Annotated in this window: 23 protein-coding genes and 1 pseudogene; 16 read left to right on the forward strand and 8 right to left on the reverse strand. The window is 54.9% G+C overall.

Going from position 1 to position 23,405, the window contains the following annotated elements; translation table 11 throughout:
- Positions 1-2: 2 nt before the first annotated feature.
- The 5 genes from FDQ92_RS12240 to nifH form a co-directional block, all read right to left on the reverse strand.
- On the reverse strand, positions 3-1,448 hold the full coding sequence (locus tag FDQ92_RS12240; protein ID WP_137425157.1) for a nitrogenase component I subunit alpha: 1,446 nt from the start codon (positions 1,446-1,448) through the stop codon (positions 3-5).
- A 27-nt stretch (positions 1,449-1,475) separates the two neighbouring features.
- A complete protein-coding gene (locus tag FDQ92_RS12245) occupies positions 1,476-2,351 on the reverse strand; it encodes a radical SAM protein (RefSeq protein WP_137425158.1) in 876 nt (291 codons plus the stop codon).
- A gap of 11 nt (positions 2,352-2,362) precedes the next feature.
- Positions 2,363-2,740 carry a P-II family nitrogen regulator gene (locus tag FDQ92_RS12250; protein ID WP_137425159.1) on the reverse strand — a complete coding sequence of 126 codons (378 nt, stop codon included), beginning with the start codon at positions 2,738-2,740 and terminating at the stop codon, positions 2,363-2,365.
- Between the two features lie 9 nt (positions 2,741-2,749).
- Complete coding sequence (locus FDQ92_RS12255; protein WP_137425160.1) at positions 2,750-3,067, reverse strand: P-II family nitrogen regulator; 318 nt, start codon at positions 3,065-3,067, stop codon at positions 2,750-2,752.
- A 93-nt stretch (positions 3,068-3,160) separates the two neighbouring features.
- Positions 3,161-3,985 (reverse strand): nitrogenase iron protein, encoded by an 825-nt coding sequence (nifH, locus tag FDQ92_RS12260; RefSeq protein WP_137425161.1) that lies wholly within the window; start codon positions 3,983-3,985, stop codon positions 3,161-3,163.
- A gap of 367 nt (positions 3,986-4,352) precedes the next feature.
- On the opposite strand from nifH, the pseudogene FDQ92_RS16525 reads away from it, so the two are divergent.
- The 10 genes and pseudogenes from FDQ92_RS16525 to FDQ92_RS12305 all read left to right on the forward strand — a co-directional run.
- A pseudogene (locus FDQ92_RS16525) lies at positions 4,353-4,508 on the forward strand (transposase); the annotation flags it as partial.
- Between the two features lie 71 nt (positions 4,509-4,579).
- Complete coding sequence (locus FDQ92_RS12270) at positions 4,580-4,774, forward strand: PhlB family protein (RefSeq protein WP_137425163.1); 195 nt, start codon at positions 4,580-4,582, stop codon at positions 4,772-4,774.
- Between the two features lie 592 nt (positions 4,775-5,366).
- Positions 5,367-6,134 carry a 3-hydroxyacyl-CoA dehydrogenase gene (locus tag FDQ92_RS12275; RefSeq protein ID WP_137425164.1) on the forward strand — a complete coding sequence of 256 codons (768 nt, stop codon included), beginning with the start codon at positions 5,367-5,369 and terminating at the stop codon, positions 6,132-6,134.
- Positions 6,135-6,166: 32 nt separating this feature from the next.
- On the forward strand, positions 6,167-7,348 hold the full coding sequence (locus FDQ92_RS12280; RefSeq protein ID WP_137425165.1) for a thiolase C-terminal domain-containing protein: 1,182 nt from the start codon (positions 6,167-6,169) through the stop codon (positions 7,346-7,348).
- 72 nt (positions 7,349-7,420) lie between these two features.
- Positions 7,421-7,834: a Zn-ribbon domain-containing OB-fold protein gene (locus tag FDQ92_RS12285; RefSeq protein WP_137425166.1), complete on the forward strand. Its 414-nt coding sequence runs from the start codon at positions 7,421-7,423 to the stop codon at positions 7,832-7,834.
- A gap of 273 nt (positions 7,835-8,107) precedes the next feature.
- Positions 8,108-8,287 carry a hypothetical protein gene (locus tag FDQ92_RS12290; protein WP_137425167.1) on the forward strand — a complete coding sequence of 60 codons (180 nt, stop codon included), beginning with the start codon at positions 8,108-8,110 and terminating at the stop codon, positions 8,285-8,287.
- The gene (locus FDQ92_RS15530; RefSeq protein WP_211341269.1) at positions 8,275-8,868 is read left to right on the forward strand and encodes a hypothetical protein; all 594 of its coding nucleotides are present in this window, start codon (positions 8,275-8,277) and stop codon (positions 8,866-8,868) included. Before FDQ92_RS12290 ends, FDQ92_RS15530 begins: the two co-directional genes overlap by 13 nt.
- Before the next feature lie 62 nt (positions 8,869-8,930).
- The gene (locus tag FDQ92_RS12295; protein WP_211341270.1) at positions 8,931-9,347 is read left to right on the forward strand and encodes a hypothetical protein; all 417 of its coding nucleotides are present in this window, start codon (positions 8,931-8,933) and stop codon (positions 9,345-9,347) included.
- Positions 9,348-10,007: 660 nt separating this feature from the next.
- Positions 10,008-10,934, forward strand: coding sequence for a hypothetical protein (locus FDQ92_RS12300; RefSeq protein WP_137425168.1), 927 nt, complete (start codon positions 10,008-10,010; stop codon positions 10,932-10,934).
- A 352-nt stretch (positions 10,935-11,286) separates the two neighbouring features.
- On the forward strand, positions 11,287-13,230 hold the full coding sequence (locus FDQ92_RS12305; protein WP_137425169.1) for a 5'-nucleotidase C-terminal domain-containing protein: 1,944 nt from the start codon (positions 11,287-11,289) through the stop codon (positions 13,228-13,230).
- A 125-nt stretch (positions 13,231-13,355) separates the two neighbouring features.
- On the opposite strand, the gene FDQ92_RS15765 is transcribed toward FDQ92_RS12305, so the two are convergent.
- Positions 13,356-13,538, reverse strand: a complete 183-nt coding sequence (locus FDQ92_RS15765; protein WP_246041710.1) for a hypothetical protein — start codon at positions 13,536-13,538, stop codon at positions 13,356-13,358.
- Positions 13,539-14,522: 984 nt separating this feature from the next.
- Here FDQ92_RS15765 and FDQ92_RS12315 point away from each other — a divergent pair.
- A complete protein-coding gene (locus FDQ92_RS12315; RefSeq protein ID WP_137425171.1) occupies positions 14,523-16,520 on the forward strand; it encodes a fibronectin type III domain-containing protein in 1,998 nt (665 codons plus the stop codon).
- Positions 16,521-17,334: 814 nt separating this feature from the next.
- On the opposite strand, the gene FDQ92_RS12320 is transcribed toward FDQ92_RS12315, so the two are convergent.
- Entirely contained in the window at positions 17,335-18,696 is a 1,362-nt protein-coding gene (locus FDQ92_RS12320; protein ID WP_137425172.1) for a sigma-54 interaction domain-containing protein, read from the reverse strand.
- A 176-nt stretch (positions 18,697-18,872) separates the two neighbouring features.
- Between FDQ92_RS12320 and FDQ92_RS12325 the strand changes: the two genes are divergently transcribed.
- The 5 genes from FDQ92_RS12325 (at position 18,873) to FDQ92_RS16315 (ending at position 21,382) form a co-directional block, all read left to right on the forward strand.
- Positions 18,873-19,265, forward strand: coding sequence for a NifB/NifX family molybdenum-iron cluster-binding protein (locus FDQ92_RS12325; protein WP_137425173.1), 393 nt, complete (start codon positions 18,873-18,875; stop codon positions 19,263-19,265).
- 36 nt (positions 19,266-19,301) lie between these two features.
- Positions 19,302-19,652, forward strand: coding sequence for a DUF5320 domain-containing protein (locus tag FDQ92_RS12330; protein ID WP_137425174.1), 351 nt, complete (start codon positions 19,302-19,304; stop codon positions 19,650-19,652).
- Between the two features lie 81 nt (positions 19,653-19,733).
- Entirely contained in the window at positions 19,734-20,012 is a 279-nt protein-coding gene (locus FDQ92_RS12335) for an FmdB family zinc ribbon protein (RefSeq protein WP_137425175.1), read from the forward strand.
- On the forward strand, positions 20,009-20,956 hold the full coding sequence (locus FDQ92_RS12340) for a radical SAM protein (RefSeq protein WP_246041712.1): 948 nt from the start codon (positions 20,009-20,011) through the stop codon (positions 20,954-20,956). Before FDQ92_RS12335 ends, FDQ92_RS12340 begins: the two co-directional genes overlap by 4 nt.
- 246 nt (positions 20,957-21,202) lie before the next feature.
- Entirely contained in the window at positions 21,203-21,382 is a 180-nt protein-coding gene (locus tag FDQ92_RS16315) for a four helix bundle protein (protein WP_211341271.1), read from the forward strand.
- Positions 21,383-22,174: 792 nt separating this feature from the next.
- On the opposite strand, the gene FDQ92_RS12355 is transcribed toward FDQ92_RS16315, so the two are convergent.
- A complete protein-coding gene (locus tag FDQ92_RS12355; RefSeq protein WP_137425177.1) occupies positions 22,175-23,056 on the reverse strand; it encodes a damage-control phosphatase ARMT1 family protein in 882 nt (293 codons plus the stop codon).
- Positions 23,057-23,405: the final 349 nt, after the last annotated feature.

The raw sequence follows: 23,405 nt of genomic DNA on the forward strand, positions 1-23,405 counted from the left end.
TCCTAAATAAAATCGTTGTCCCTGACGAATTTCCAGACAGGCGCGTAAACCCCCTGATATATATCCCTGGCAAAGTTCACCATGCCCCTGAAGCAGGCATAGGGACCCTTTTCATAGGAATGTGAATTTACTGTCGGCACCCCAAACTTGCGGCAGAGATATTTTTCCTTTAAGCCGGTGAGAAACAGGTCGGGCTTAAACCTCTCCAGACACTCCTCGATCTCGAATTCATTGGGACTGTCCACAAGGAAAACACCGTCTTCCGCCCTGGCATTGATTTTTTCGTAGTCGTCATCATGGGCAAAGGTGCACATGCCAAAGACCACCTTCATACCTAATTCGTGCATAAGCTTCTGCCAGTGCCATACCCGTGGCCCGCCTACATAAATGCCCACTCTTTTGCCTGACAACTTTTCCCTGTAGAAATCTATGGCCGGAGATACGACCTTGAGTTCTTGTTCAATGATCTGCTCTGCCTTCTGCTTCATATCTTCAGAGCCGAAGAATGCGGCAACCTTTCTTAATGCCTCTGCTGTCTGCTCCAGGCCGAACAGACTTACGTTCACATAGGGGACCTCAAAACCTTCAACTAGCAGCTTAGAGATATAGGTGCAGGACCGCTGGCAGTGGAGTACATTCAGCTTGACATCAGGCAATTTCATTAAATTTTCAAGGCGCTCGCCGCCGGTAAAGACCAATACGACACGACACCCCAGCTTTTCAAAAAGAGGCTTGATATAAGCCAGATCCCAGTCCATATTGAAGTCGCCGACAATGGCAATGTCATACGGCCCCTTTTCCTCTTCGTTCATACAGGCTTCCGGGTGTTTCTCTCTATACTCCGTTATCTGTTCATAGAACTGGATATTGAAATGGTGATGCCCAATAGACTGGCTAACCCCGCAAAAGCCAGGAGAATCAAAAACAAATACAGGCTTGCCGATCTCTTTTTGAACCCTTCGGGCCACAGCATGGCAGTCATCTCCGATAAGCCCGCTGGTGCACGTGGTAAAGATCAGGATGCCTCCAGCGCCCGGGACAAGACGCCAGGCCTCAAGGCATGCCTTTTCGAGCTTTTCCGTGCCCCCAAAGACCACATCCTTTTCCTGCAAGTCTGTGCTGATAGCATGCCTGCGGTTATGAGAATCATTGCAGAGCACACCGGGACCTGCCCAGGAATAAATGGCCGAAAGATTCCTCCGGGTGCCCCACTGATACCAGGCGCATCCGGCCGGTGAATGGACTACCTGAATACAGTCGCCGATTGGTCCGCCAATGACTCCACGGCATCCGGCAAAGGCGCAACCGCGCTCAGTCATATCCCCGGGTATGGTTTTGATATTGTTTGCGGGGATATTGGGCTCTTTTCTGTTTGTGAGCGCATGATGCATATATCTCTCAGGTATAGTAATGTCGCATTTTAACTTGTATTCTTCTGGAATAGCCATCTCTTGCCTCCATATAGAATAGGATAATCAGTGACTGCACAGAGCACAGGGTGCAGTATTGACGGTGGTATACGGATAAGGGCATGCCTCTTGCTGAACCTCTCTTCCTGGTTCCTCCCCGGGTACCCCTGCCGCATCGGCCCTGCATTGCTTGCAGAGATACCATTGGTTGATTATTGGGAGACATTGCGCTCGGACCCTGCTGATTTCGTTTGGCGCAGGCGAAGGCAGCCCGGAAAAAATGCCCAAAGGGATCAAAGGCATAATGTTCATGATATGGGCGCCTGCGTCCCTCATCTCTCGGGCAATCTCAACAACGTGGTCAGAATTGATACCCGGAATGAATACAGTATTTACCTTTACAAAAAATCCCATACGGCTGGCCTGATAAATCCCTTCCATCTGACGTTCCAGTAATATTCGGGCACCTTCCAGTCCGTGATAGACATGCCCCTTCCACATGACCCTTGTATATATTCTCTCGCCTATTTCCGGATTTACCGCATTGAGCGTTACCGTAAGATAATTCACGCCCAGTTCTTTCAGAAGCGGAAGCTTATCTGCGAGCAGTAGTCCGTTGGTACTCAGACACTTTGTTAGACCCGGGAAATACTCTTTGACGAGGGCAAAGGTCTCGAATGTGGCCTCGTTGGCCAGAGGATCACCCGGACCGGCAACGGCGGCAATCTGAATACGAGGTTCAAGGGTAAGCGCCTGTTTCAGGCGGCTTAATGCCTTGCTTGGCCTGATGACTTCCTGGGTGATACCCGGACGATTCTCAAGCGCGCCTACACTTCGCACACAATAACCGCATCTAATATTGCAAGTAGGAGCGACCGGCAGGTGAATCCGACCAATCTGGAAATGCGCCTCCGGGTCATAACAGGGATGTGCTAACCACATGGTTTCTCCTTTCACGCAAGAGCTTGAGCGCCCTTTTCTCCTGTCCTGATCCGGAGCGCTTCTTCCACCGGGCAGACAAAGATGCGCCCATCGCCGTAATGACCGGTCTGATTGGCCTGAATAATTGTATCTACTATCCTGGTGATGTCTTCATCATCCACGACCAGATACAAAAGGCGTTTAGGGATATATTTCATGCCACCATGTTTAGCCATTTGACTGACTTCCGGACTTACTGAAAAACTTACTTCATCGACAATGCCTTTCTGTTTTCCCCGGCCAAACACCCTGTAGTTAAAGACGGTAATTGATGGAAAGCCAATCTCTTCCAAGGCCTTTTTGGTACTGTAGACCTTGTTTACCCGGATAATCGCGTAGATTTCCTTCATCTGCTCCCCCTACATCCCCTTGGCGCCGGTCCTGATCGTATAGGCCTCTTCAACCGGCGTAATAAATATTTTTCCGTCGCCAAAATGACCTGTTCGCCCCTTTTCTATAATGGTATTTGCGATTTTATCCACCTTATCATCGTCTGTTACGATCATAAGCATCGTCTTAGGCAATTCGTCATAATGAATACCGCCGACATCCAGTCCCTTTTGTTTGCCCCTTCCAACCACATCTATCTTGGTAAGCGCGACAAAACCTTCTTCAGCCAGGGCATCTACGACTTCTTCCACCTTCTCGGGCCTAACGATTCCCTTTATCATCTTCATATTTTTCTCCTGGTCTAGATTGATATGTTCAGGGTTGACAACCTCTGAGCCTATGAACCTTGAACGGTGAACCTTTTTCCCAATTTCCGCGGTCTAGACGATCCCGTATTTCATTACCAGCTCTTCTAACTCATCCATCCTCATAATAGGCTCAGGGATTACAAAGTTCTCATTTTCTATTATCCGCTGGGCAAGATTTTTGTATTCACCTGCCTGTTTAGAGTCAGGATCAAATTCCATCACTGTCTTCTTGTTGAATTCCGCCCTTTGCACTATGTTGTCCCTTGGTACAAAATAGATCATCTGGGTGCCGATGCGGTCACAGAATTCCTCAACCAACTCTCGTTCCTTATCTACATTCCTGCTGTTACAGATGATTCCGCCCAAACGGACGCCGCTGCGCTTTGCATATTTTGCCAATCCTTTACTGATGTTGTTGGCTGCATAGATGGCCATCATTTCCCCGGAAGTAACGATATATATCTCCTGTGCCTTGCCTTGACGCATGGGCATGGCAAAACCACCGCACACAACATCACCGAGCACATCATAAAACAGGAATTCCAGATCGTCCGGATAGCCGCCCAGCTCCTCCATCAGGTCAATAGCGGTTATGATACCTCTACCTGCACAACCCACTCCTGGTTCGGGTCCTCCTGATTCCACAGCGCGAATTCCGCTGAACCCTACTTTCACCACCTTATCCACAGTCACATTTTCCTGGCCGAATTCCCTCAGGGTATCCAGTACAGTTTCCTGAGACATGACACCCAGAATCATTCGGGTTGCATCCGCCTTGGGATCACAACCATGGATCATCACCTTTTTCCCAAAACACACGGCCATGGCCGCGGCCATATTCTGGGTTGTGGTTGACTTGCCGATGCCGCCTTTCCCATAAATGCCGATCTTTCTCATTGTGCGTCTCCTTATGGATAATTATCCGTTCCTTCTGACAGCCGACAGCCTTTTGCAGGCTGTATGAACTGTTGCCCTATAAAGCCAGTTGGAACCATGCTTTTGTTTGAGACACTGATAATCCAAGAAATGTGCCGCGGTGGTGGGGGGCGTGCGGTAAAGTGTTCTAACTAGTTAAGAGTATTTGCAAAAGCATTGCTCGTGCGGTTTCCTTTGTGAAGATAGCGTTGGATCGGATGCTACAATAATGTAAGAAGTGAAGCACTCTTTCTACCGAAATGTAGGAATCCCCCTGCGGCGGGATAGTTATCGCATAATGTAAAATCATTTATGATCAAGTGTTTCGGGGGCGATGGAGGATCGGATGATGCAATGTTCCGAAGAGGGTAAAGAAGCTGTTCTGAAAAAAATAATACCGCCACACAACCCGTCGATCATCGAGCCGGCCAGGGAGGAAGGCATCATCGAGGCGACTCTGTACCTTTGGCGTCGGCAGGCGCGCGAGCGGGGCCTGTTGCTGCCGGACTCGGATAGGGTGCCCGACGTGTGGAGCGCGCGGGACAAGTTCAATGCCGTTAGGGTCGCTAAACCGAGGTGCCTTATCTTGTCGTGCTGGTGGAGATCCAGGAAGGCCCATGGATCATGGGAAACCTATACGACATGGACCCGGTGCGGGCCGACATGGAACTGATCGGCAAACCGGTGGAACTCGGCTGCCGAGTCTTTCCCGGCGACAAGTACTCCGACGGTCCCATAGCCCGGCCGGCATTCCGGCTTGCGCGCCAATAAAGTCCCCTCTAGAACGCAACGGATCCCGCAGCGCGGGTAATCTTTACGGAGGGAAAAGTTCTTCGGCGGCTTCGAAATGAACCCGGCCCAAGAGGACCATGGCGGTAAAGGCAAATGGCCTTGACACCGTCTTCCAGATGGTCTAAGGCGTTACGAAAAAGTTGTGTGTTGGGGGTGTCCTCTTGGCAGAGCTGAGAGCTTACCTTCGAACTTGAGCTGGGTAATATTAGCAAAAAGGAAACACCGCACTTCAAGTGGTACGGTGCTGCGGGATCGAAAAGGCGCTGGGCACACACCAAAACGGATTCTGGCTGCTGGTGACGAATCACCAGGAAAAGGAGGGTGAAGTTTTCCAGGTGGCGGCGCCGGAGGCCATCGTCCCATATCGGGAAAAGGTGGTGATTGAGGGGGCACTTCGCGACATCGAACATTTTGGGAGTGCATCAAGATTGACAAGAAGGTCATCCGAGAGCGATGCAAAAAGATTTACATGGGAAGCAAGCAGAGGCATAAACGGAGAAGGAAGGGGATGCCGTATATGTGAAATCTCTTCCAAAGACCCATCCGATCCAAACCGGTAGGAGGAAGCGTCATGAAAATCAAGGACCATGTATCCATCGTCACCGGCGGCGCCTCCGGGCTCGGGGAAGCCACTGTCCGCGCCATCGTCGAAGCGGGGGGCAAGGCCGCTATCTTCGATTTGGCCGACCAACGGGGAGCCGAATTGGCCAAGGAACTCGGCGATGCCGCCATCTATTGCCATGTGGACGTGGCCGACGAGAAATCGGCCGAAGACGGTGTGGCGAAAACCGTTGAAGCCTTCGGGGCCGTCCACTCGGTGGTCAACTGCGCGGGCATCGGTATTGCGGCGAAGGTGGTGGGTAAAAAAGGCCCCATGCCGCTTGACCAGTTCAGCAAAGTCATCTCGGTCAACCTGGTGGGGACCTTTAACGTCACGAGGCTGGCCGCGGTGCGGATGATCGAAAATGCACCCAACGAGGAAGGCGAGCGGGGCGTGGTGATTAACACCGCCTCTGTGGCCGCCTTTGAGGGGCAGATAGGCCAGGCGGCCTACTCGGCATCCAAGGCGGGCATCGTGGGCATGACGCTGCCCATTGCAAGAGAGTTTGCCGATCACGGCATCCGCGTCGTCACCATCGCGCCCGGGCTCTTTGAAACCCCGATGTTTGCGTCCCTTCCCGAGAAGGCCCGGGAGTCGCTGAAAGCTCAGCTGCCGTTTCCGTCCCGCTTCGGCCGGCCGGCCGAGTTCGCCATGATGGTCAAGTGCATCCTTTCCATCCCGGTGTTAAACGGCGAGACCATCCGGCTGGATTCGGCCATGCGGATGCAGGCAAGGTAACAGCCGTAACTTATCCAACGGGGGAATCGATCATGAGGAAAGTCGCTATTGTAGGGACCGGGCATACGGATTTCGTTTCCGGGTCCCCGAAAACCGAAATCGAGATGTTCTGCGAGGCGGCCGCCGAGGCCATGGGCGAATGCGGCATCGGCCCGGAGCGTATCCAGGCCTTATACTGCGGCAACGTTTTCGGAGACTTTGCCGAGGGGCAGGGAATGATCCAGTCCTATATCGCAAACGAACTAGGCCTCCACCACGTGCCGGCCACCCGGTTCGAAGGTGCATGTGCATCCGCCACCCTGGCTATTCGGGACGCCTTCGTGTGGGTGGCGTCCGGGTTTTACGACATCGTGCTGGTAGGCGGCACGGAAAAGGCCACGGCCATGGGCACACCTCTTGCCACGAGGACCTTTGCCATGGGGACGGACGCCAAGTACGAATCTGCCGCCGGCCTCACCTTTCCTGGCTTTTTCGCCCTGCTGGCCCACCTCTATGCCGACAGGTATAAGGTTCCCATGGAGCGCCTCAGGGAGCAGATGTCGCTGGTTTCCGTTCAGTCCCATTTCTACGGAACCAAAAACCCGCACGCACAGTTCAAACATAAGCAAGTCACGGTTGAGCAGGTCTCCAGCGGATTCCTGGTCGCCTCCCCGCTCCGCCTCCTCGACTGCTGCCCGTTTTCCGACGGGGCGGCCGCGCTGGTGCTCGCTTCCGAGGAAGCGGCCAAGAAACTCACGGACAAGCCGGTTTACATCACAGGCGTGGGCCAGGCCTCCTCTCCCCGCCTAAGCGCCCAGGCGCCCTACGTGCCTCGTATCCGCGCAAGAGAAATATCGGTCAAGCAGGCATACGACATGGCCGGTATCGGCCCCTCGGACGTCGATATCTGCGAGCTGCACGACTGCTTCAGCATCGCCTCGATCATCGCCGCTGAAAACCTTGGTTTTGCGGAAAACGGAAAAGGCGGGGAACTCTGGGAAAAGGGCGAGACCAAGATCGGCGGCAAAATACCCATCAACATCTCCGGTGGGCTCAAGGCCAAGGGGCATCCCATCGGCGCCACCGGCGCATCCCAGACATGCGAGATCGTCCGGCAACTGCGGGGGGACCTGGCCGATAGCGGTAGGCAGGTGGAAGGCGCCAGGATCGGCTTGGTCGATACCCTGGGCGGCGACGGCATCATCGCCAACCTGGTCCTGCAAGCCGGCTGGTAATAGACAGTCGCCGCACTCGGTGCTATAACCCGAAGCATGCAGCAATGATCGACAAATCCGAGGAGAAAGGCCATGGAATACAAACTTCCCTTCCGTGAATATCACAAGGGGTTGGTCCAAAACCGGCTCCTGGGGCTCAAGTGCAACCAGTGCGGCACCGTCACCTGCCCGCCGCAGATGAGCTGCAGAAACTGTGCCTCATACGACCTGGAAGTCACCCAGCTATCCGGCAGGGGCAAAATCACCAGTTTTACCACCATCTACGTTGCCCCCGAGGGTCGCGAGACAGAGGCGCCCTATCTTGTCGTGCTGGTGGAGCTCGAGGAAGGCCCATGGATCATGGGAAACCTATACGACATGGACCCGGTACTGGCTGACATGGAACTGATCGGTAAACCGGTGGAGCTCGGCTGCCGAGTCTTCCCCGGCGACAAGTACTCCGACGGTCCCATAGCCAGGCCGGCATTCCGGTTTGTCCGCCGATAAGGGACGTAGCAAAGATAAAGTGAACATTTGTTAGTTGCACAAAAGCTTTGCTGTTGATAAATTATAAGATAAACGAACTGGAAATGGTTGAAAAAAGTTCAGCAATTTCCGGAGCCCGTGTAAAGCCTTGAAAACCGGGCCTCGGAGGGTTTGGTTTTCGCGAACTCGGGGGTCATTTCGGGTTCCGAAGGGGGTTTCGGAGGTGAACTTTTTCAACCATTTTGTTTTTTTTATGCTGGACACCGGTCCGCGTCTCTGCTGGGCTACCTTGCCATGAAGCCCGGCAAAGACGCGTCTTCCTCCAAGATCCGACCTCTCAAGCATCTGAATGCGGACGCCCTGGTGAGGGCGGCGCGCCGTGAGTTCGAAAAGATCCCGGATCCCCGCAAAGGCAGGCCGGGGATCTTGTTTGCGGATACGGCTATGAGCGCCTTTTCGCCATGTTTTCTTTGAAGGATGCCTCTCTTCCGGCCTTTGAGAAACGCTGGTCGGCTCGGGATCACAACCTGCACGCGCTCTACCACATCAAAAAGGTCTGTTCCGACAGCACCATGCGCGAAATTCTCGACGAGGTTTCGCCCCATGCGTTCGGATCCGCCTTCCGGGAGATCTTCTCGCGGCTTCAGCGCGGCAAGGCCCTGGCTCAGATGACCGTGCTGGACGGCCGCTACATCCTGGCCCTGGACGGCACGGGCTGTTTTTCGTCGGAAAAGGTCTTTTCCGACGCCTGCCTTCGAAAAACCTCCCGCATCGGCAAGACCACCTATTCCCTTCAAATGATGGGAGGCGCCTTCGTCCACCCGGACCACAAGGCCGTGATCTCCTGTCTCCCCGAAGTGATCCGAAGAGAAGACGGCGACACCAAAAACGACTGCGAACGCAACGCCGCCGGCCGTTGTATCGAGGGGTTAAACCCACCGATCACGTCTTCCTCTTCGAAAAAGCCGACGAGGCCATCGCCGAGGGCCGGGCTGTGGAGTTCTGGCACGCAGCGGAAGACAACCCCGAAACGCTCCATTACTTCCGCTTCCTGAACGACCTTCCCCTCACCAAGTCCCATTCCGACCTTCGAATGAACCTCCTCGAATAGCGGCAGGTGACCCCCAAGGGGTTTCTGCGGTTTTCCTGGGTCACCGATATCCTCATCCGCCGGGAAAACGCCGTCACCTTGATGCGGATCGGCCGGGCACGCCGGCGCATCGAAAACGAAACCTTCAACACCTTGAAAAACCAGGGCTACCACCTCGAACACAACTACGGCCTGGGCCGAAAACACCTTAGCGCCGTCTTCGTCACCCTCATGATGTTGGCCTTCTGCGTGGACCAGAGCCTCCAACTGTGTTGCCCGCTGTTTCAGGCCGTATGGCGAAAGCTCCAAACCAAACGGGACCTCTGGGAGAGGATCCTGGCCATGTTCTGGGACTTCCGCCTGGAGTCCATCCGGATGCTCTACGAGGCCCTTCTTTACGGATACAAAAGGCTGACCCCGATCATCGCCTATAACACCTCGTAGGGCGGAGAAAGGAATTACCCCATGCAGAACCTGAGCCTTTCACCCGAAAAACCGACGCGGAGGTGCGCCTTCAAACCGGGCATCTGAGCCCCTCACGCTCCAGGTGGCATCCCTCAACGGGACGTTCGGACCCTCGATCACCCCAAACTGCCCGCTGAACACTCGAAGACTCTCCTTTCATGCCCGCTTTTCACCCAAGGACCATCCGCTCCGGGAAATGCTGCTGCCATGTAAATCACATGGACCCATCACAAAAACGTCAAAATATTTTGCTCAAAGATAGTTGATCTTAGAACAGATTGCGCAACGTAGGGACGGAAAGCTACAGAGGCCCTATTAGGAGCCTGTCCTAAAATTCAAAATCAACTCTTTCAGACAATGGAATCTCGCATAGTTAGCGTACCCAGAACCGCGAAAATCGCCACTCTCGGACAAGCTCTTAGATAGTCGTTTGATGCTCAGCATGTGTTTAACCGGCTTCTCTTTGATTCTTTCACGAGAAAAAGTATCTGGAAAGCCGGAGAAATGCACTATCTAATAGGGTTGTCGGAAAGGAGGTGATAACGTATAAATTCTTATTGGAAGAGGAAGTGGCGTGTATAATAAAGAACGGCATGAGGGATAGAGGAGAGATAAGCAATAGAGTTTGAGGCGTTGGGGATGGATAAAGAGCATATCCACATACCTTGCAGTGCTAATGCGAAAGTAGCAGCTGGTGAGACAGTTGGGATATTCAAGAACATAACAGCTAAAAACGAGAAGAATTTGAGGATGTTTATCATGAAAAAAGGACTTTATTTTATACTTGCGATTTTGGCGGGACTGCTTTGCAGTTCATCTGTTTCACATGCTGAATCACACCACGATGACGAGGCGCCCAGCGCGCACCACGGAAACAATAACATTTCATGGCATTGGGATAAAAAATGTACTGGTTCAGTTCCTGCCGGGGCAACGGTGGTTTCCATAGTAGAAGTTCAGCGTTTTTCAGTGCCCACGGCCAATCAGGGCATAGCAGTGGACAGAGACCATTTTTATGCTATCGATAATCGCGTTATTACCAAACACCGTAGGGACAATGGTGTTGAGGTTGCGCGTTGGGAGTGGACGGGAAATTCAGGCCGGATTCTCGTGATTCACATGGATGGCGGTGTTGTCATAGGAGACAAGCTGTATGTAGCTCACTCAAATTGGGATGAGTGGCCCATGACCAGTTCCGTCGAGATATTCGACACTGAAACCATGGAACATATTGGAACTCATAGTTTCGGTGAACGCTGGGGCTCATTAACCTGGATTGACTGGTATGATGGATACTGGTGGGCAGTGTTTGCAAACTATAACCGTTTTAAAGATCGTCCGGACCCAGCAAATCCGGACGGCTACGATGTCCTTCCCGGGAACGAGGATCAACGCATATCGGTTAAAGATGTCTATGGATACAAAAGACGAACCGCTTTAGTAAAAATGAACAGGGATTTCGTCCGGTTGGAAGGCTGGGTTCTTCCCGACGAAATTCTTATTCCGGAGCGCACCGGAAGCATGAGTATTTCGGGAGGATCGTGGGGACCAGACGGGTATCTGTAGCTAACCGGTCATGATTCGCCTGAACTCTACAAATCCAAACTGCCAACATTCGGTGCTACCCCTGAATTGGTTGACGTCATTAATTTGCGGCATAATGATTCTCCTGTCACCATCGAAGATGTCATGATTCGCGGACAAGGAATCGCCTGGGACCGGACCGGAGATTGTCATACCATATATGGGATTATTCGCGCCGAGGAATCGGAAGAAGATCAGGGAATAACCAATCAGGCAGTTGAAATGCGCGCTACCTTCGAAAGGATGAAGGACATGTAAAAAGCAGCGAGTGATTATTAGTTAGAAAATTAGTGTGGGGATAAAATAGTCGAAAAGTAATGTAAGGAGACGATAAATGAATATATTTAAAAAATGTCTGTGTTTTTTTCCGGCTGTTGCGCTGACTGTTTTATTTTCTGTCAATACGGAATCAGCGGATTATTTTTCGTGGGTCCCGGCAACGTGCGACGACAGTCAGCATCAGCCCGCAGGCGCTCCATGCCCACACTCCTTCCACTCGAAACTGCAGATCCTTCACAGTTCGGACAACGAATCCTCGTTCCAGGATCCGAACACCCTCGAGAAAAAGATTCTAAACTATGCAACCCTCGAGGATGGCCTCAGAAAGCTCGCAAGGCGTGAGTGCATACCCTCGATACACATAACGGCCGGGGACCACACCATACCCGGACCGTTCTACCAGTGCGCATCCGAGGTCTCCTGGCTCGGCGCCCCCGGTCTTGGCGACATAGCGCTCTACAACGCCATGGGACTTGATGCCAACGGCATGGGCAACCACGAATTCGACGGCGGTATAAACGATTTTGCGAGGATGCTTGATAGGGCCCATTACCCCTTCATCGCCGTGAACCTGGATTTCAGCGCAGTGGAACTGGAGGACGGCACTCCCCAGATCCGGATCGGGCGTGACGGCATGGCCTGCTCCCTCAGCCGCGGAAAGGTCGTAAAAAGCTGCTGGCTGAATGTGGGGGGCGAAAAGGTGGGGCTGATCGGACGGGCTCCCGCCGATTTCTTCAACGTCATAAAGGATCCGACCAATACCCTGCCGGGCCTTGACTTCGTGGGAGGCAGGGACCCGGTTACCAACCAGCCCCTCGTGTCGGCGGTCGGCCAGGTCCTCGAACAGGTTGATCTGCTGGAAGGAAAGGGGGTCAAGCGCATCATCCTTATTGATCATGCGCAGGACTTCACCGGGGATCCGCTGTCCGCTAGCACCCTTCGTGGGATCGACGTGATCGTAGCGGCCGGGAGCACCGGCTTCATGGCGAAGGCAGAAGCGGACGGCCCGTTCAATCTTCTCAGGGAGGGAGACGTCCCCGGGGCGGACTACCCGACGGTCCGCACCGACAGCGTTGGCAACCAGGTTCTCGTCGTGAACAGTGATCAGCAGTACCGCTACATCGGTAACCTCATCGTCGAGTTCGATAGGGAGGGACGCATCGTTTCCGTGGATGACCGCAGCGGACCGGTTGCCACAACCGCCGAGGCCGTGGATGCCCTCGGTGATCTTCTCGGCCGCCCCATAAGGACACCCGCCAGAGTCGAAAAAATCTTTTCCGCGCTCGAGGAAACCCCGACCATACAGGATGCTTTCGCGGTCATCGGTACCACCACCTCGCCGCTGAACGGGAACAGGGCGGATGTGAGGAGCAGGGAAACCAACCTCGGACGCCTCGCCGCCGACTCCACCCTTTGGTTTACCAGAGAGCAGTTCCCGCTTACCGGCGTGGATGTGGCGCTCAAGAACGGTGGAGGAATCCGCGACAGCATCCTCGGCCCGAGCATCATTCGTCTCACCGTCGAGGCGGCCCTCGCCTTCGACAACAAGCTCGCGGTTCTCGAACTCACCGGGGACCAGATGGTCGCCATGATGGAAAACGCCGTGAGCCGTGTCCCTTCCCTTGACGGACGGTTTCCCCAAATAGCCGGGATGTTCCTCGAATACGACGCGAGCCGCCCGGGGATCGAGGGGCAGGCGAGTCTCACAACGCCATCCAGGATTAAAACGCTCATTATCACGCATCATGATGGGACGACAGACACGCTCGTGAATAATTTCGCCCTCCAGGGGGACCCGGCCAGGACATTCATTCTCGCCACAAACGACTTCCTTTCCACGGGCGGTGACGGTTACGCATCCATCGCCGCTGCGACCAAGATCGAGACCACCGCCATCGGCGAGCAGGAGATTCTCGAGGTCTACATCAAAGAGCGCCTCGGTGGAGCGGTGGACCTGCCTGAGCCCCTCGCCTCCCCACGTGTCGTCCGCCTGAACTGATCCAAATCCGGAATACGGCAAAAAGAAGCGCCCTTGCGGAATGTCCGCAAGCCCGCTTCTTCCGTGTCGGGCATCAGTAGTATCCCAGTGCTGATGGATCAATACAGCATACCAGGCTTTAACTCTTAGAAGGCCCGATCACACCAGGAAAGGACGTCCGCCTTGCGCTGATTCCATTGGATGATGAAGCTCACTTTGAGGTGTCGGCGAAGCTCCACAAGCGTTTCCAGAGCATCGTGAGCCGAGTCCGTCCGCACCAAGAGGCGCTTGCGGGTGATCTTCTGGGCATATACCAACACCTTGCGCAAAAAGTCCACAAATCCGTTCTGGGAATGCTGAGACCCTGGGGGAAGCTCAATGCCCAGACACCATCCATCCTGGCCGAGGTAGGTCCCGATGGGCGCGTATCGGTGACACCCCTTCTTTCTTTGTGTCGGAATTCAGAAAACATACAGGTCCAAAGGCACATGCCCCGTGGGAAGAGCCGTTACGGGAACCTGTGTCCTCTTGAGCAGTTCGATGCTACCGGCTTCCGCAAGCCGTTCGAAAGCTTTCGCTTGCCTGTCGAAGCGCTGTCGCAAGGTTTCCTGCTATTGTTAAATTTGGATTCTCTTCATGAGTGTACCTGCCCGGTGAATATTTGACAGGAGACCCTATAGCATAAAAGCGGATGAGATTCACCATGATATCTGCGATATGACAGTTTTATGTATAGACGCGATCTCGCGGATTAAGGTTGTAATATAAATGACATAGACCCATCACAAAAACGTCAAAATATTTTGCTCAAAGATAGTTGATCTTAGAACAGATTACGTAACGTAGGAACGGAAAGGTACAGAGGTCCTATTACGAGCCTGTCCTAGAATTCAAAATCAACCCTTTCAGACAATGGAATCTCGCATAGTTAGCGTATCCAGAACCGCGAAAATCGCCACTCTCGGACAAGCTCTTAAATAGTCGTTTGATGGTCAGCATGTGTTTAACCGGCTTCTCTTTGATTCTTTCACGAGAAAAGGCATCTGGAAAGCCGGAGAAATGGACTATCTAATAGGGTCCTCGGAAAGGGGGTGATAAAGTATAAACTTTTAGCGGAGGAGAGTTTTGGGCGGATGGATATTATGTAGCGAGTGTGGGGAGAGAGCTGACGGCAAAGCGGTAGAGAATTACATAGAGAGACAGGGTGAACCTATAGAAGAATTGAGGCAACTGAATTTGTTTGATGGATACCCTGCGGCTTGCCGCAGGTTTGTCCGCTAGTCGAAAAGTAACGACGTAAGGAGGTATTTGGTATGGCTGGTCTATGCTCAAAAAACAGAATGAGGCTGTGTAGTGTTCTTCTCACCGTGTGTGTGGCCTTGTCTCTGGTTGTGGCGGGGTCAGCGGTGGCAGACTCTGAGTTGCCAGTGGTTGTTCCTGGATATCCACTCATACCTAGTGGGGTCCGCAACCCTCTCACCTTTGAGCAAATTCATAACATTATCGGCCCGGATCCTGATGGACAGGGGCTTATGTTGGATTTAGGAGATACATCTTATTCGGGCGTGATCTACACCGGGCCATATCCCTTTGAGGCCAACGAATCCGATTATGATTACGCTCGTTATCGTTTGAAAAGTGATTTAGTTGATGGGGTGGGAACCTTACCTATTTCTCCTTTGTTTCGAGACAAGTACAATGCCAACGATTGGCCTGCAGCTGACATGTCTCTGGGATACAGGTTGGATCTTTTCCGTATGGGAGAAGATGGTATCCCGACGCATTTAGGATTCTATGATAGCGTGGTCAGCTTTCTCAAACAGGGCGATGTGTTCGAAAGAAATCTCACCATTACGGAAGGCCCCTTTGTATGTCTGGTGAGAAGCGACGACCCCACATCGTTGGCAATCGCATGGGAGACAGATCAAGAATGCACAGGTTATGTGTACGCCAGGTATGTATACGACCCGCCTAGAAAACGGACTGCGACCGAATGGAAGCTTGTTGCAGTGTCTGAAAACACCCAGCGACATGAAGCGCTGGTGACCGGCCTGCAACCATCCAGTGACTATGAATATTACGTGCTGTGCAGCAATGAAGCAGGGCAAAAGACTGAGTCTCGCGTATATGCATTTCGTACCGCGCCTGGTCGTACCACCCCTGGTTTTGGAAAGAAAATCAGGTTTGCGTTTGTCAGTGACAGTCGAGAAGGTGTGGGAGGCGGTGAACAAACCTATATGGGCCATAATTTCGCCATCTTAAGCAAAATCGCCCTGGATGCTCACCGGCGGGGAGCTGATTTCTTCCTGTTCGGAGGAGATCTTGTCAATGGATACACCACTGAACCGGAGGACTTTCGTCTTCAGCTCCGGGGGTGGAAACAGTCGCTGGCTGGATTCTGGCGCACCAAACCGGTGTATCCCGCAATGGGAAATCACGAGACACTGCTCAATTGTTATGGTGATGGGTCTGAGGACGGAATATGCTTGGATAAATGGCCCTATCAGACCCAGAGCGCCGAGGCGATCTTTGCACATGAGTTCTATAACCCCACAAATGGCCCGGAAGCTTCAGATCCTCGTCGGCCTACCTACAAAGAAAATGTCTACCATTTCCGGTATGGCCCGGTGCTCCTGATCGCGTTCAATAACAATTACTGGTGGACTACCAATGACAAAGTCCAAAATTACGGGGGGAGCCCTGAGGGTTATATGATGGGAGATCAGCTTGAATGGGTTGAGAATGTGTTAAATCAAGCCGAGAAAGACAGGGATATTCGGTATATTATCCTTTTTGCGCAAGAACCTGTATTCCCCTGCGGGGGCCATGTTAAAGATGCCATGTGGTACAATGGGAACAACAATATCAGGGCAGCCACCTCATATGATGGAGAGACAGTGGTTCCGGAAAGACAGGGCATGATTGAAGCGCGTAACCGTTTCTGGGAAGCCATTGCCAAATCCAGTAAAGTGGCCGCGGTGCTGGCAGGTGATGAACATGAATACCATCGGCTTTTGGTCGACAAAACCACCCCGGTTGGCGTCTACCCAGAAGATGATACCAACAATGATGGGGTGTTGGATACATTTTCTTCTAATCCCGAGTTCGACCATCCGACATGGCAAATCACAGCCGGTACCGGAGGAGCTCCTTATTACTCACGTGAGGAAACACCCTGGCAACCAGTGTATCTGTCTTCACAAGCCGGTTACTGTATGTTTGAAGCTGATGCAAAGAAGATATCAATGACCTACTACTCCATTACAGGTCAGGTAGTGGACTATGTGGAAAATCTCATGGAGGTCAAATAACCGCAATTCCCGGAGTTGCTGTAAAGCCTTGAAAACCGGGCATTGAAGGGTTTGGTTTTCGCAAACCCGGAGGGTCATCTCTGACTCCGAAGGTGGGTTCGGGGGTGAACTTTTCCGACCATACCAAACGGGACCTCTTGGAGAGAATCCGGGCTATGTTCTGGGACTTCCGGCTGGAGTCCGTGCGGATGCTCCACGAGGTCCTCCTTTATTGAAGCGGACGGCAAGGACGAGATGATGCGGGAGATGGTGCAACGGTACCGAGACGCCGTCCTGCGTGCTACATGGTTCGGCCGGCGTTCGCCGCTAGCTGCGTTCTGCGGCGGTATACGGATGGAGTGGAAAAGAGCCCCTGGTGCGCCGACGCACCGCAACCCGGTGAGCTCCGCGAAGAATCCGCCAACTGACCTTTCTTCGAAGTGTCGGTGGACAGGCACCGCATCCCGCGGCCGCCATGGGCCTACCATACGATTCGGACCTACTATCGGGTAAGGGGGCATGCGTTGACTGAAAAGGCGGTATCCCAAGCCATTACCCCGTCGATCGAAAAGTACTGCTCAGTGGCGACCACTATCGCTGTGGTGGGCCGGATCGAGGCCGAATCTGAGATTTTTACCGATGAGGGTTGAGTGATCCGGGGCAAACGACTCCATTTGGCTGACATGAGTATATTCTAAAGAGTTCTGCGTTTCGACCGTCTTTTCCTGAAAGTTTGACCGTGCGCTCGGTACCGCCCAGGAGGGATCCGGCCGGGGTTCAAGCCGTGTGGCGAAGGGAGCTTCCACTGGAAGGGAATGAGCGTGCGGCAGCTATTCTAAGCTTGTTTGAAACGCCGCCCGCGGCCGTCCACGGAGGGCGACGGGATCTTCAAGGCGCGGATCTTGCGGTAGAGCGTGCTGGGGTCGATCCCCAGCTCGGCGGCGGCCTGCTGCCGGTGGCCGGCGTGGCGGCGCAGGGCTTCGGTGATCATGAGTCGCTCCATGGCCTGAAGGGTCATGGGGCCGGCGTGGCCGACCTCGGCGGGACCGGCGGGCCGCAGTTCCGGCGGCAAGTGCCCGATGTCGATACGTCCCTGCTGGCAGAGCACGAAAGCGTGCTCAAGGATGTTTTTCAGCTCCCGCACGTTGCCCGGGTAATTGTGTTCCATCAGGCGCATGAGCACTGCGTTGGAAACGCCGGTCACATCCTTGCCTTGGAGCCGGTTCAGTCGGGCGATGAAATGGTCCACCAGCAGCGGGATGTCCTCGCGGCGCTCCCTCAGGGGCGGCAGGCGCAGCTCCACCACCCGGATCCGGTAATAAAGGTCCTCCCGAAAGCGGCCCTGGCGCACCAGGTCCGCCAGGTCCTTGTTGGTGGCCGCGACCAGGCGGACGTCCACCGGCGTGGGATGGACGGCACCCAGCGGCTCCACGGTGCGCTCCTGCACGGCGCGGAGCAGGCGAACCTGCATGGCGGCCGACACGTCGCCGATTTCGTCGAGAAACAGCGTGCCGCCCTGGGCCGCCACAAAGCGGCCGATCTTGTCCTTGCGGGCGTCGGTGAAGGCTCCCGCCTTGTAGCCGAACAACTCCGATTCCAGCAAAGTGTCGGGGAGGGCGCCGCAGTTGAGGGCTACAAAGGGGCCTTGGCGGCGGGGCGAAAGGTTGTGGACGGCCCTGGCCACCAACTCTTTGCCGGTCCCGGATTCCCCGGAGATCAGGACGGTGCTTTGGCTGGCCGCCACCCGTGGCAGAATTTCGAAGAGAGTCTGCATGGCCGGGCTGCGGCCGATGAGGTCCTCGAAGCTGTAGCGGGCTTCCAGCTCCTTTTGCAGTTGCTCGATGCGGCTGAGATCCTGGAATGTTTCAACGGCGCCGATGATCTGGCCGTCGGCCTCGCGCAATAGGGCGGTGGAGACGCGGATGGGCACCTGCCGGCCGCCGGCGGCATAGATGCGTGCGGCGGCGTTGATCACCGGCTGGCCGGTTTCCAGGGTTCGTGCCACGGCACAGTCGGTTTCGCAGATGTCGGCGCGGAAGACCTCGAAGCAGCGGCGGCCCATCGCCTCGGCGCGGCGGACGCCGGTGATGCGTTCAGCGGCCCGGTTGAATCCGGTGATCCGCCGGTCGAGGTCGACGGTAAATACGCCTTCGTTGATGGCGTCTAGGATGGGATGGGGACTGAGTTCAGTCATCATGGTGGATCCGGCACGGATGATGGTGAGCTGTGATCGCTAATATTTTAAATTGCAACACAATCATAGACGCATAATTGCAATATGCACGATATCAATTTTGGGATTAGTTGTCAAAAATTTATATCTAATCGGAAACACACACAAAAATATTTTGTTGACAGGTTTGAAATGCCGGCATGTGGTTTGCTATGCTAATGGGTATGAAGATCGCCATTCCGCATTGGCAAGAGTGGGTGTCGCCCGTGTTCGATGTCTGCGGCCGGCTCCTGGTAGTGGAGGCGGAAGAAGGTCGGGAGATCGGACGCAGCGATGTCGTTGTCACCGGACACGATCCCCTGGACCGGGTGGCGCAGGTCAAGGCGTTGGGAATCGACGTACTGATCTGCGGGGCGATATCCAGAACCATGGAGGCGGCCTTGGCCGCGGCCGGAATCCGCGTTTGGGCGGAGGTCTGCGGCCCGGTGGAGGCGGTGTTGGCGGGTTTTCTGGCCCGTGGGCGCACTGCTGCCTGCCACCGGATGCCCGGATGTCGCCGGCGCCACCGCCGGCATGGCCACGGCTGCCATTGAAACCAATTGTTCAATCAGAAGCTAAGGAGGTTTACCATGCCGGGTGGAGACAGAACAGGCCCGCTGGGCCAAGGACCCCGTACGGGACGCGGATTGGGATACTGCACCGGAAACGCCGCTCCCGGTTTCACGGTTGGTTACGGCGGCTGGGGACGGGGTTGGGGCGGCCGTTTCGGCGGCGGTTTCCGGGGGCGTCGTTTTTGGGGGTATGGACGCGGTTGGGGCGCGTGGGCACCGGCCGTTTATCCGTATCCTTACGTCGGCCCTCTGGATCCCGAAGTCGAACGCCGCGACTTGCAGGACCAGGCATCTTTCCTGCAGCGGCAGATGGATGATATTCAGCAGCGTCTGGCATCCATGGAAAAGCCGGCAGGTCGGGAAGCCTAGGCATTCCGTCGATGGATCAACCCAATCATCCTTCGGGCGGCTGCACAAAATGCCGGCGCCCGAAGCGCGGAGGAAAGGATTATGCCAACGTATACGTATCGTTGTCACGCCTGCGGGCAGATCTTTCAGCGTTTTCAGAGCATGGGCGACGCGTCGGTGGTCGTTTGTCCGGACTGCGGCGGGCCCGTTGAGCGGCTTATCGGAGGCGGTGGCGGTTTCATCATGAAGGGCTATGGGCAGGGGGGCGGTCGCGGCGGCAGGGGACGAGGCGCCGGCGGGTGCGCCTTTGAGCGCACCGGGCGGACCTGCTGCGGCCGCAGCGAACCGTGCGACCGGTCGAGATGGGGAGGTGGGCATTGAGCCGCCTCCGCCGTTATGTTTTCGGTCCAGTCCCCTCCCGACGGCTCGGGCGCAGCCTGGGCATTGATCTCGTCCCGTTTAAGACATGCAGCTACGACTGCATCTACTGCCAGTTGGGGCGAACCACCGACCTGACGGTCCAGCGCCGCGAGTACGTACCCCTGGAGGCGGTGCTGGCCGACCTACAGGCCGGTCTTGCCCGGCGCCCGGACTACGTTACCTTGAGCGGCTCCGGAGAGCCGACCCTCTATTCGAGGCTCGGCGAGCTGATCGCCGGCATCAAGCGCCTCACCGACACCCCGGTGGCAGTGCTGACCAACGGTTCGCTGCTCTCAGATCCCCAGGTGCGCCGCGAACTGGCCGGGGCGGATCTGTTGATTCCGTCCCTGGACGCCGGCGACCCGCAGGTGTTCGCCGCTGTCAACCGTCCCCATCCATCCATCGATTTCGATACCATGGTAGCCGGTCTGGTCGCCATGCGCCGGGAGTTCAGCGGCCATTTCTGGCTCGAGGTGTTCATCCTGGAGGGGTTTACATCCGATCCGGTGCAACTGGAGAAATTGGTCCGGCACGTCAAGGCGGTCGCCCCGGAGCGGGTCCAGCTTAATACGGTGTGCCGTCCGCCGGCGGAGGACTTTGCCAACGGGGTCTCCCTGGAGCGCCTGGCCGAGCTGGCCCGGCGGTTTGAGCCCGAAGCCGAAGTGATAGCCGATTTTCGCGGCGTGCACCAGCTAGGCGAGTTCGCCGCCGGCCGCCAGGAGATGCTCGACTTGCTGCGCCGGCGCCCCTGCACGGCCGGCGGCATCGCCGACGGCCTGCAGATGCACCTGAACGCGGTAGCCAAGTACCTGGAAGAGCTTGTCACCCAGGGGTTGGTGGAATCCACCCGCAGCGGGGGGGTCGTATATTACCGCGCCCGCGCAGAGACGGACGTTTCCGCATAAGCGCTAAGTTGTTTTTGCCCGGTATCGAGTGGGGAAAAATAAACATCGAACATCGAACATCGAACATCGAACATCGAACATCGAACATCGAACATCGAACATCGAACATCGAACATCGAACATCGAACATCGAACATCGAACATCGAACATCGAACATCGAACATCGAACATCGAACATCGAACATCGAACATCGAACATCGAATGGTGAATAGGAAAAGATGATGAAAGGCTGCTTGAGTATTCGGTGCGAATTATAAAGATCGTCGAACAGCTTCCAAATACCAGAACAGGCAACCATGTTGCGGGCCAATTGTTAAGATCGGGGACTTCACCTTATCCAAACCATGGTAAACCCCAGGCAGCCGAGTCCCCAAAGGACTTTATCCATAAGCTTCGTATCTCATTTCTTATTAAAGGAACCTAGGGAAACCCAAAGATGGTTAAGGGTGCGGATCTTTTAGAACTACATCCAGGGTGACCGTCTGAGGTAGATCCAGATGGCCTTAAAGCAGCAAGCGCATCAGCTCCGTTTCCCCTCGTTCCCAAGCTCCAGCTTGGGAACGCCCTGCCAGGGAAGCTCCAGCTTCCCTCCTGCTACAGCTGAAACGCGCTGTCTTTCTAGGGAGCTCGCCAGGATCTCGAAGTGATGTTTCCCTTCGTTCCCAAGCTCTGGCTTGGGAACGGGCTCACCGAAGCTGGAGCTTCTGCACAGTTGTGTTCCCAAGCTGGAGCTTGGGAACAAGAAGCAAAAGATCTGCACCCGATGGTTAAAGCTTATTCAGCGTGTACCACGTTTTTTCATTCGATGTTGAACGTTCAATGTTCGATGTCCGATGTTCATCTTTAAAAACAACCCAATGGCATAAATGCAACCCGTGAATGTTTACAAAATAGCTTGGTAGCGTTCTAAAGTGGAAACCTTAAGCAAAAAGGTTAACGAAGGTCAAAAAATCCCCCCTCTCCCTTGATGGGAGAGGGTTGGGGTGAGGGTGAGAAAATCAACGTATGTCAATCAGTTACATTCCCCTCCCACAAGGGGAGGGGAAACAGAATTTGGCATCAAATATTAGGTCTATTATCTTCTATGCTACCAATAACTTAGCGCTTATGGGACGTTTCCGCCGAAAGCCAGTCCGGCACTTGTGTCACGGCAGGCATCGGCTGAAGCATACCCCGACGCTTGCCCGATCAGTGAGGCGAGGTCACAGACGAGATTTCAGGGCTTTGCATCGCCTGCCGGGAGAAGGTGCGGCTTCACCACCAGGCGACCGGTGGGCTGGCCTATGTCCCGGGCGATGAGGGGGCATTTGACCTTGAGCAGAAAGAAGATCTGTTTGCCGCGCGTTTCGCTCAGGGTTTCGAAATTGCCCTGACCCTTGGCAATGATCAGGTCCGCCGCGGCAAAACAGTCCCGGAACGCCGGCGAACAGGTTTCCAACAAGGTCCCCGGGGCATCGGAGCCGTTGTCCATCACCCGGACCATCTCGGTAAGCCCCGCCGCCCGGGCATCTTCCAGGGTGGCGTCGTTGATCACCGGCATGCCGCGCACCACCGCAGTTATTTTGTCGCGGGGCAAAACTTCTATCAGCAGGCGGTCGAAGACAATCTCCCCCGCATTGTCGCAAAGATAGAGAATCCGGTCCGCTTCGGCCACCGCCTGGCGCAGTGCGGCGGCGGCATCCGGGTCCACCGGCGCCGCCAAGGCCGTTTCCATCGCTTCCAGAACATCGTCTTCCTGCAACCGGCCGTATCTTCCGTAGTCGATGCTGTTGGCCGCCAGCGCCAGCTTGAGCCGGGCGATGAAACCGTCTTCGGAAGCTTCGATTTTCTTCCTGAACTTTTCCGCCATGGCATGGGCGAGGCGATTGGAGTGTTGTTTCTCCGCCGCGTAGGGATCTCTTGTACCGGTGGCTTGCCGGATCAGGCGATAGAGGTTTCGCACCACCGCTGGAGGTGGGACGGCGAAATCGACCCGAGCCAATTCCCCCAACACGGCGCGCATCGTTTCCTGAAAGGCCGCTTCGTCAAGCCCGCAGCGTTCCAGGGCGGAAACGGCCTGGGCCACGAAACAAGGCAGGCAGTCGTGGAATGTTTTCATGCTTTTCAGTCTGCCTTACTTTTCAAACGTCTTAAAACGAGCCATGACAATGTACTCCATACGCTCATCGTGAATTAAAAATTGATTATCACAAGCATATGGACATGTCAAGTTGATCTCGCATTGCTACATGACGTGCAAATGTCATATATGGCGATTTTCGCACAAGCTCTTAAACGGGAGTGGCGCCGGTGAAGGACGTGGGTTGAGCGCTTCGATCGCGGGGCGTCTCGGAGCGCGTGCACGCAGGTGAGCCGCCTGTCCATGGACGATGGCGCCTTAACATCGCCCGTGACCTGTGTTAGGTTCGGGCTGCGCTGTGAACGGGTCCGCCGTGGCGGTTCGGCGG

The organism is Desulfoglaeba alkanexedens ALDC, from assembly GCF_005377625.1.
Classification (GTDB): Bacteria; Desulfobacterota; Syntrophobacteria; order Syntrophobacterales; family DSM-9756; genus Desulfoglaeba; species Desulfoglaeba alkanexedens.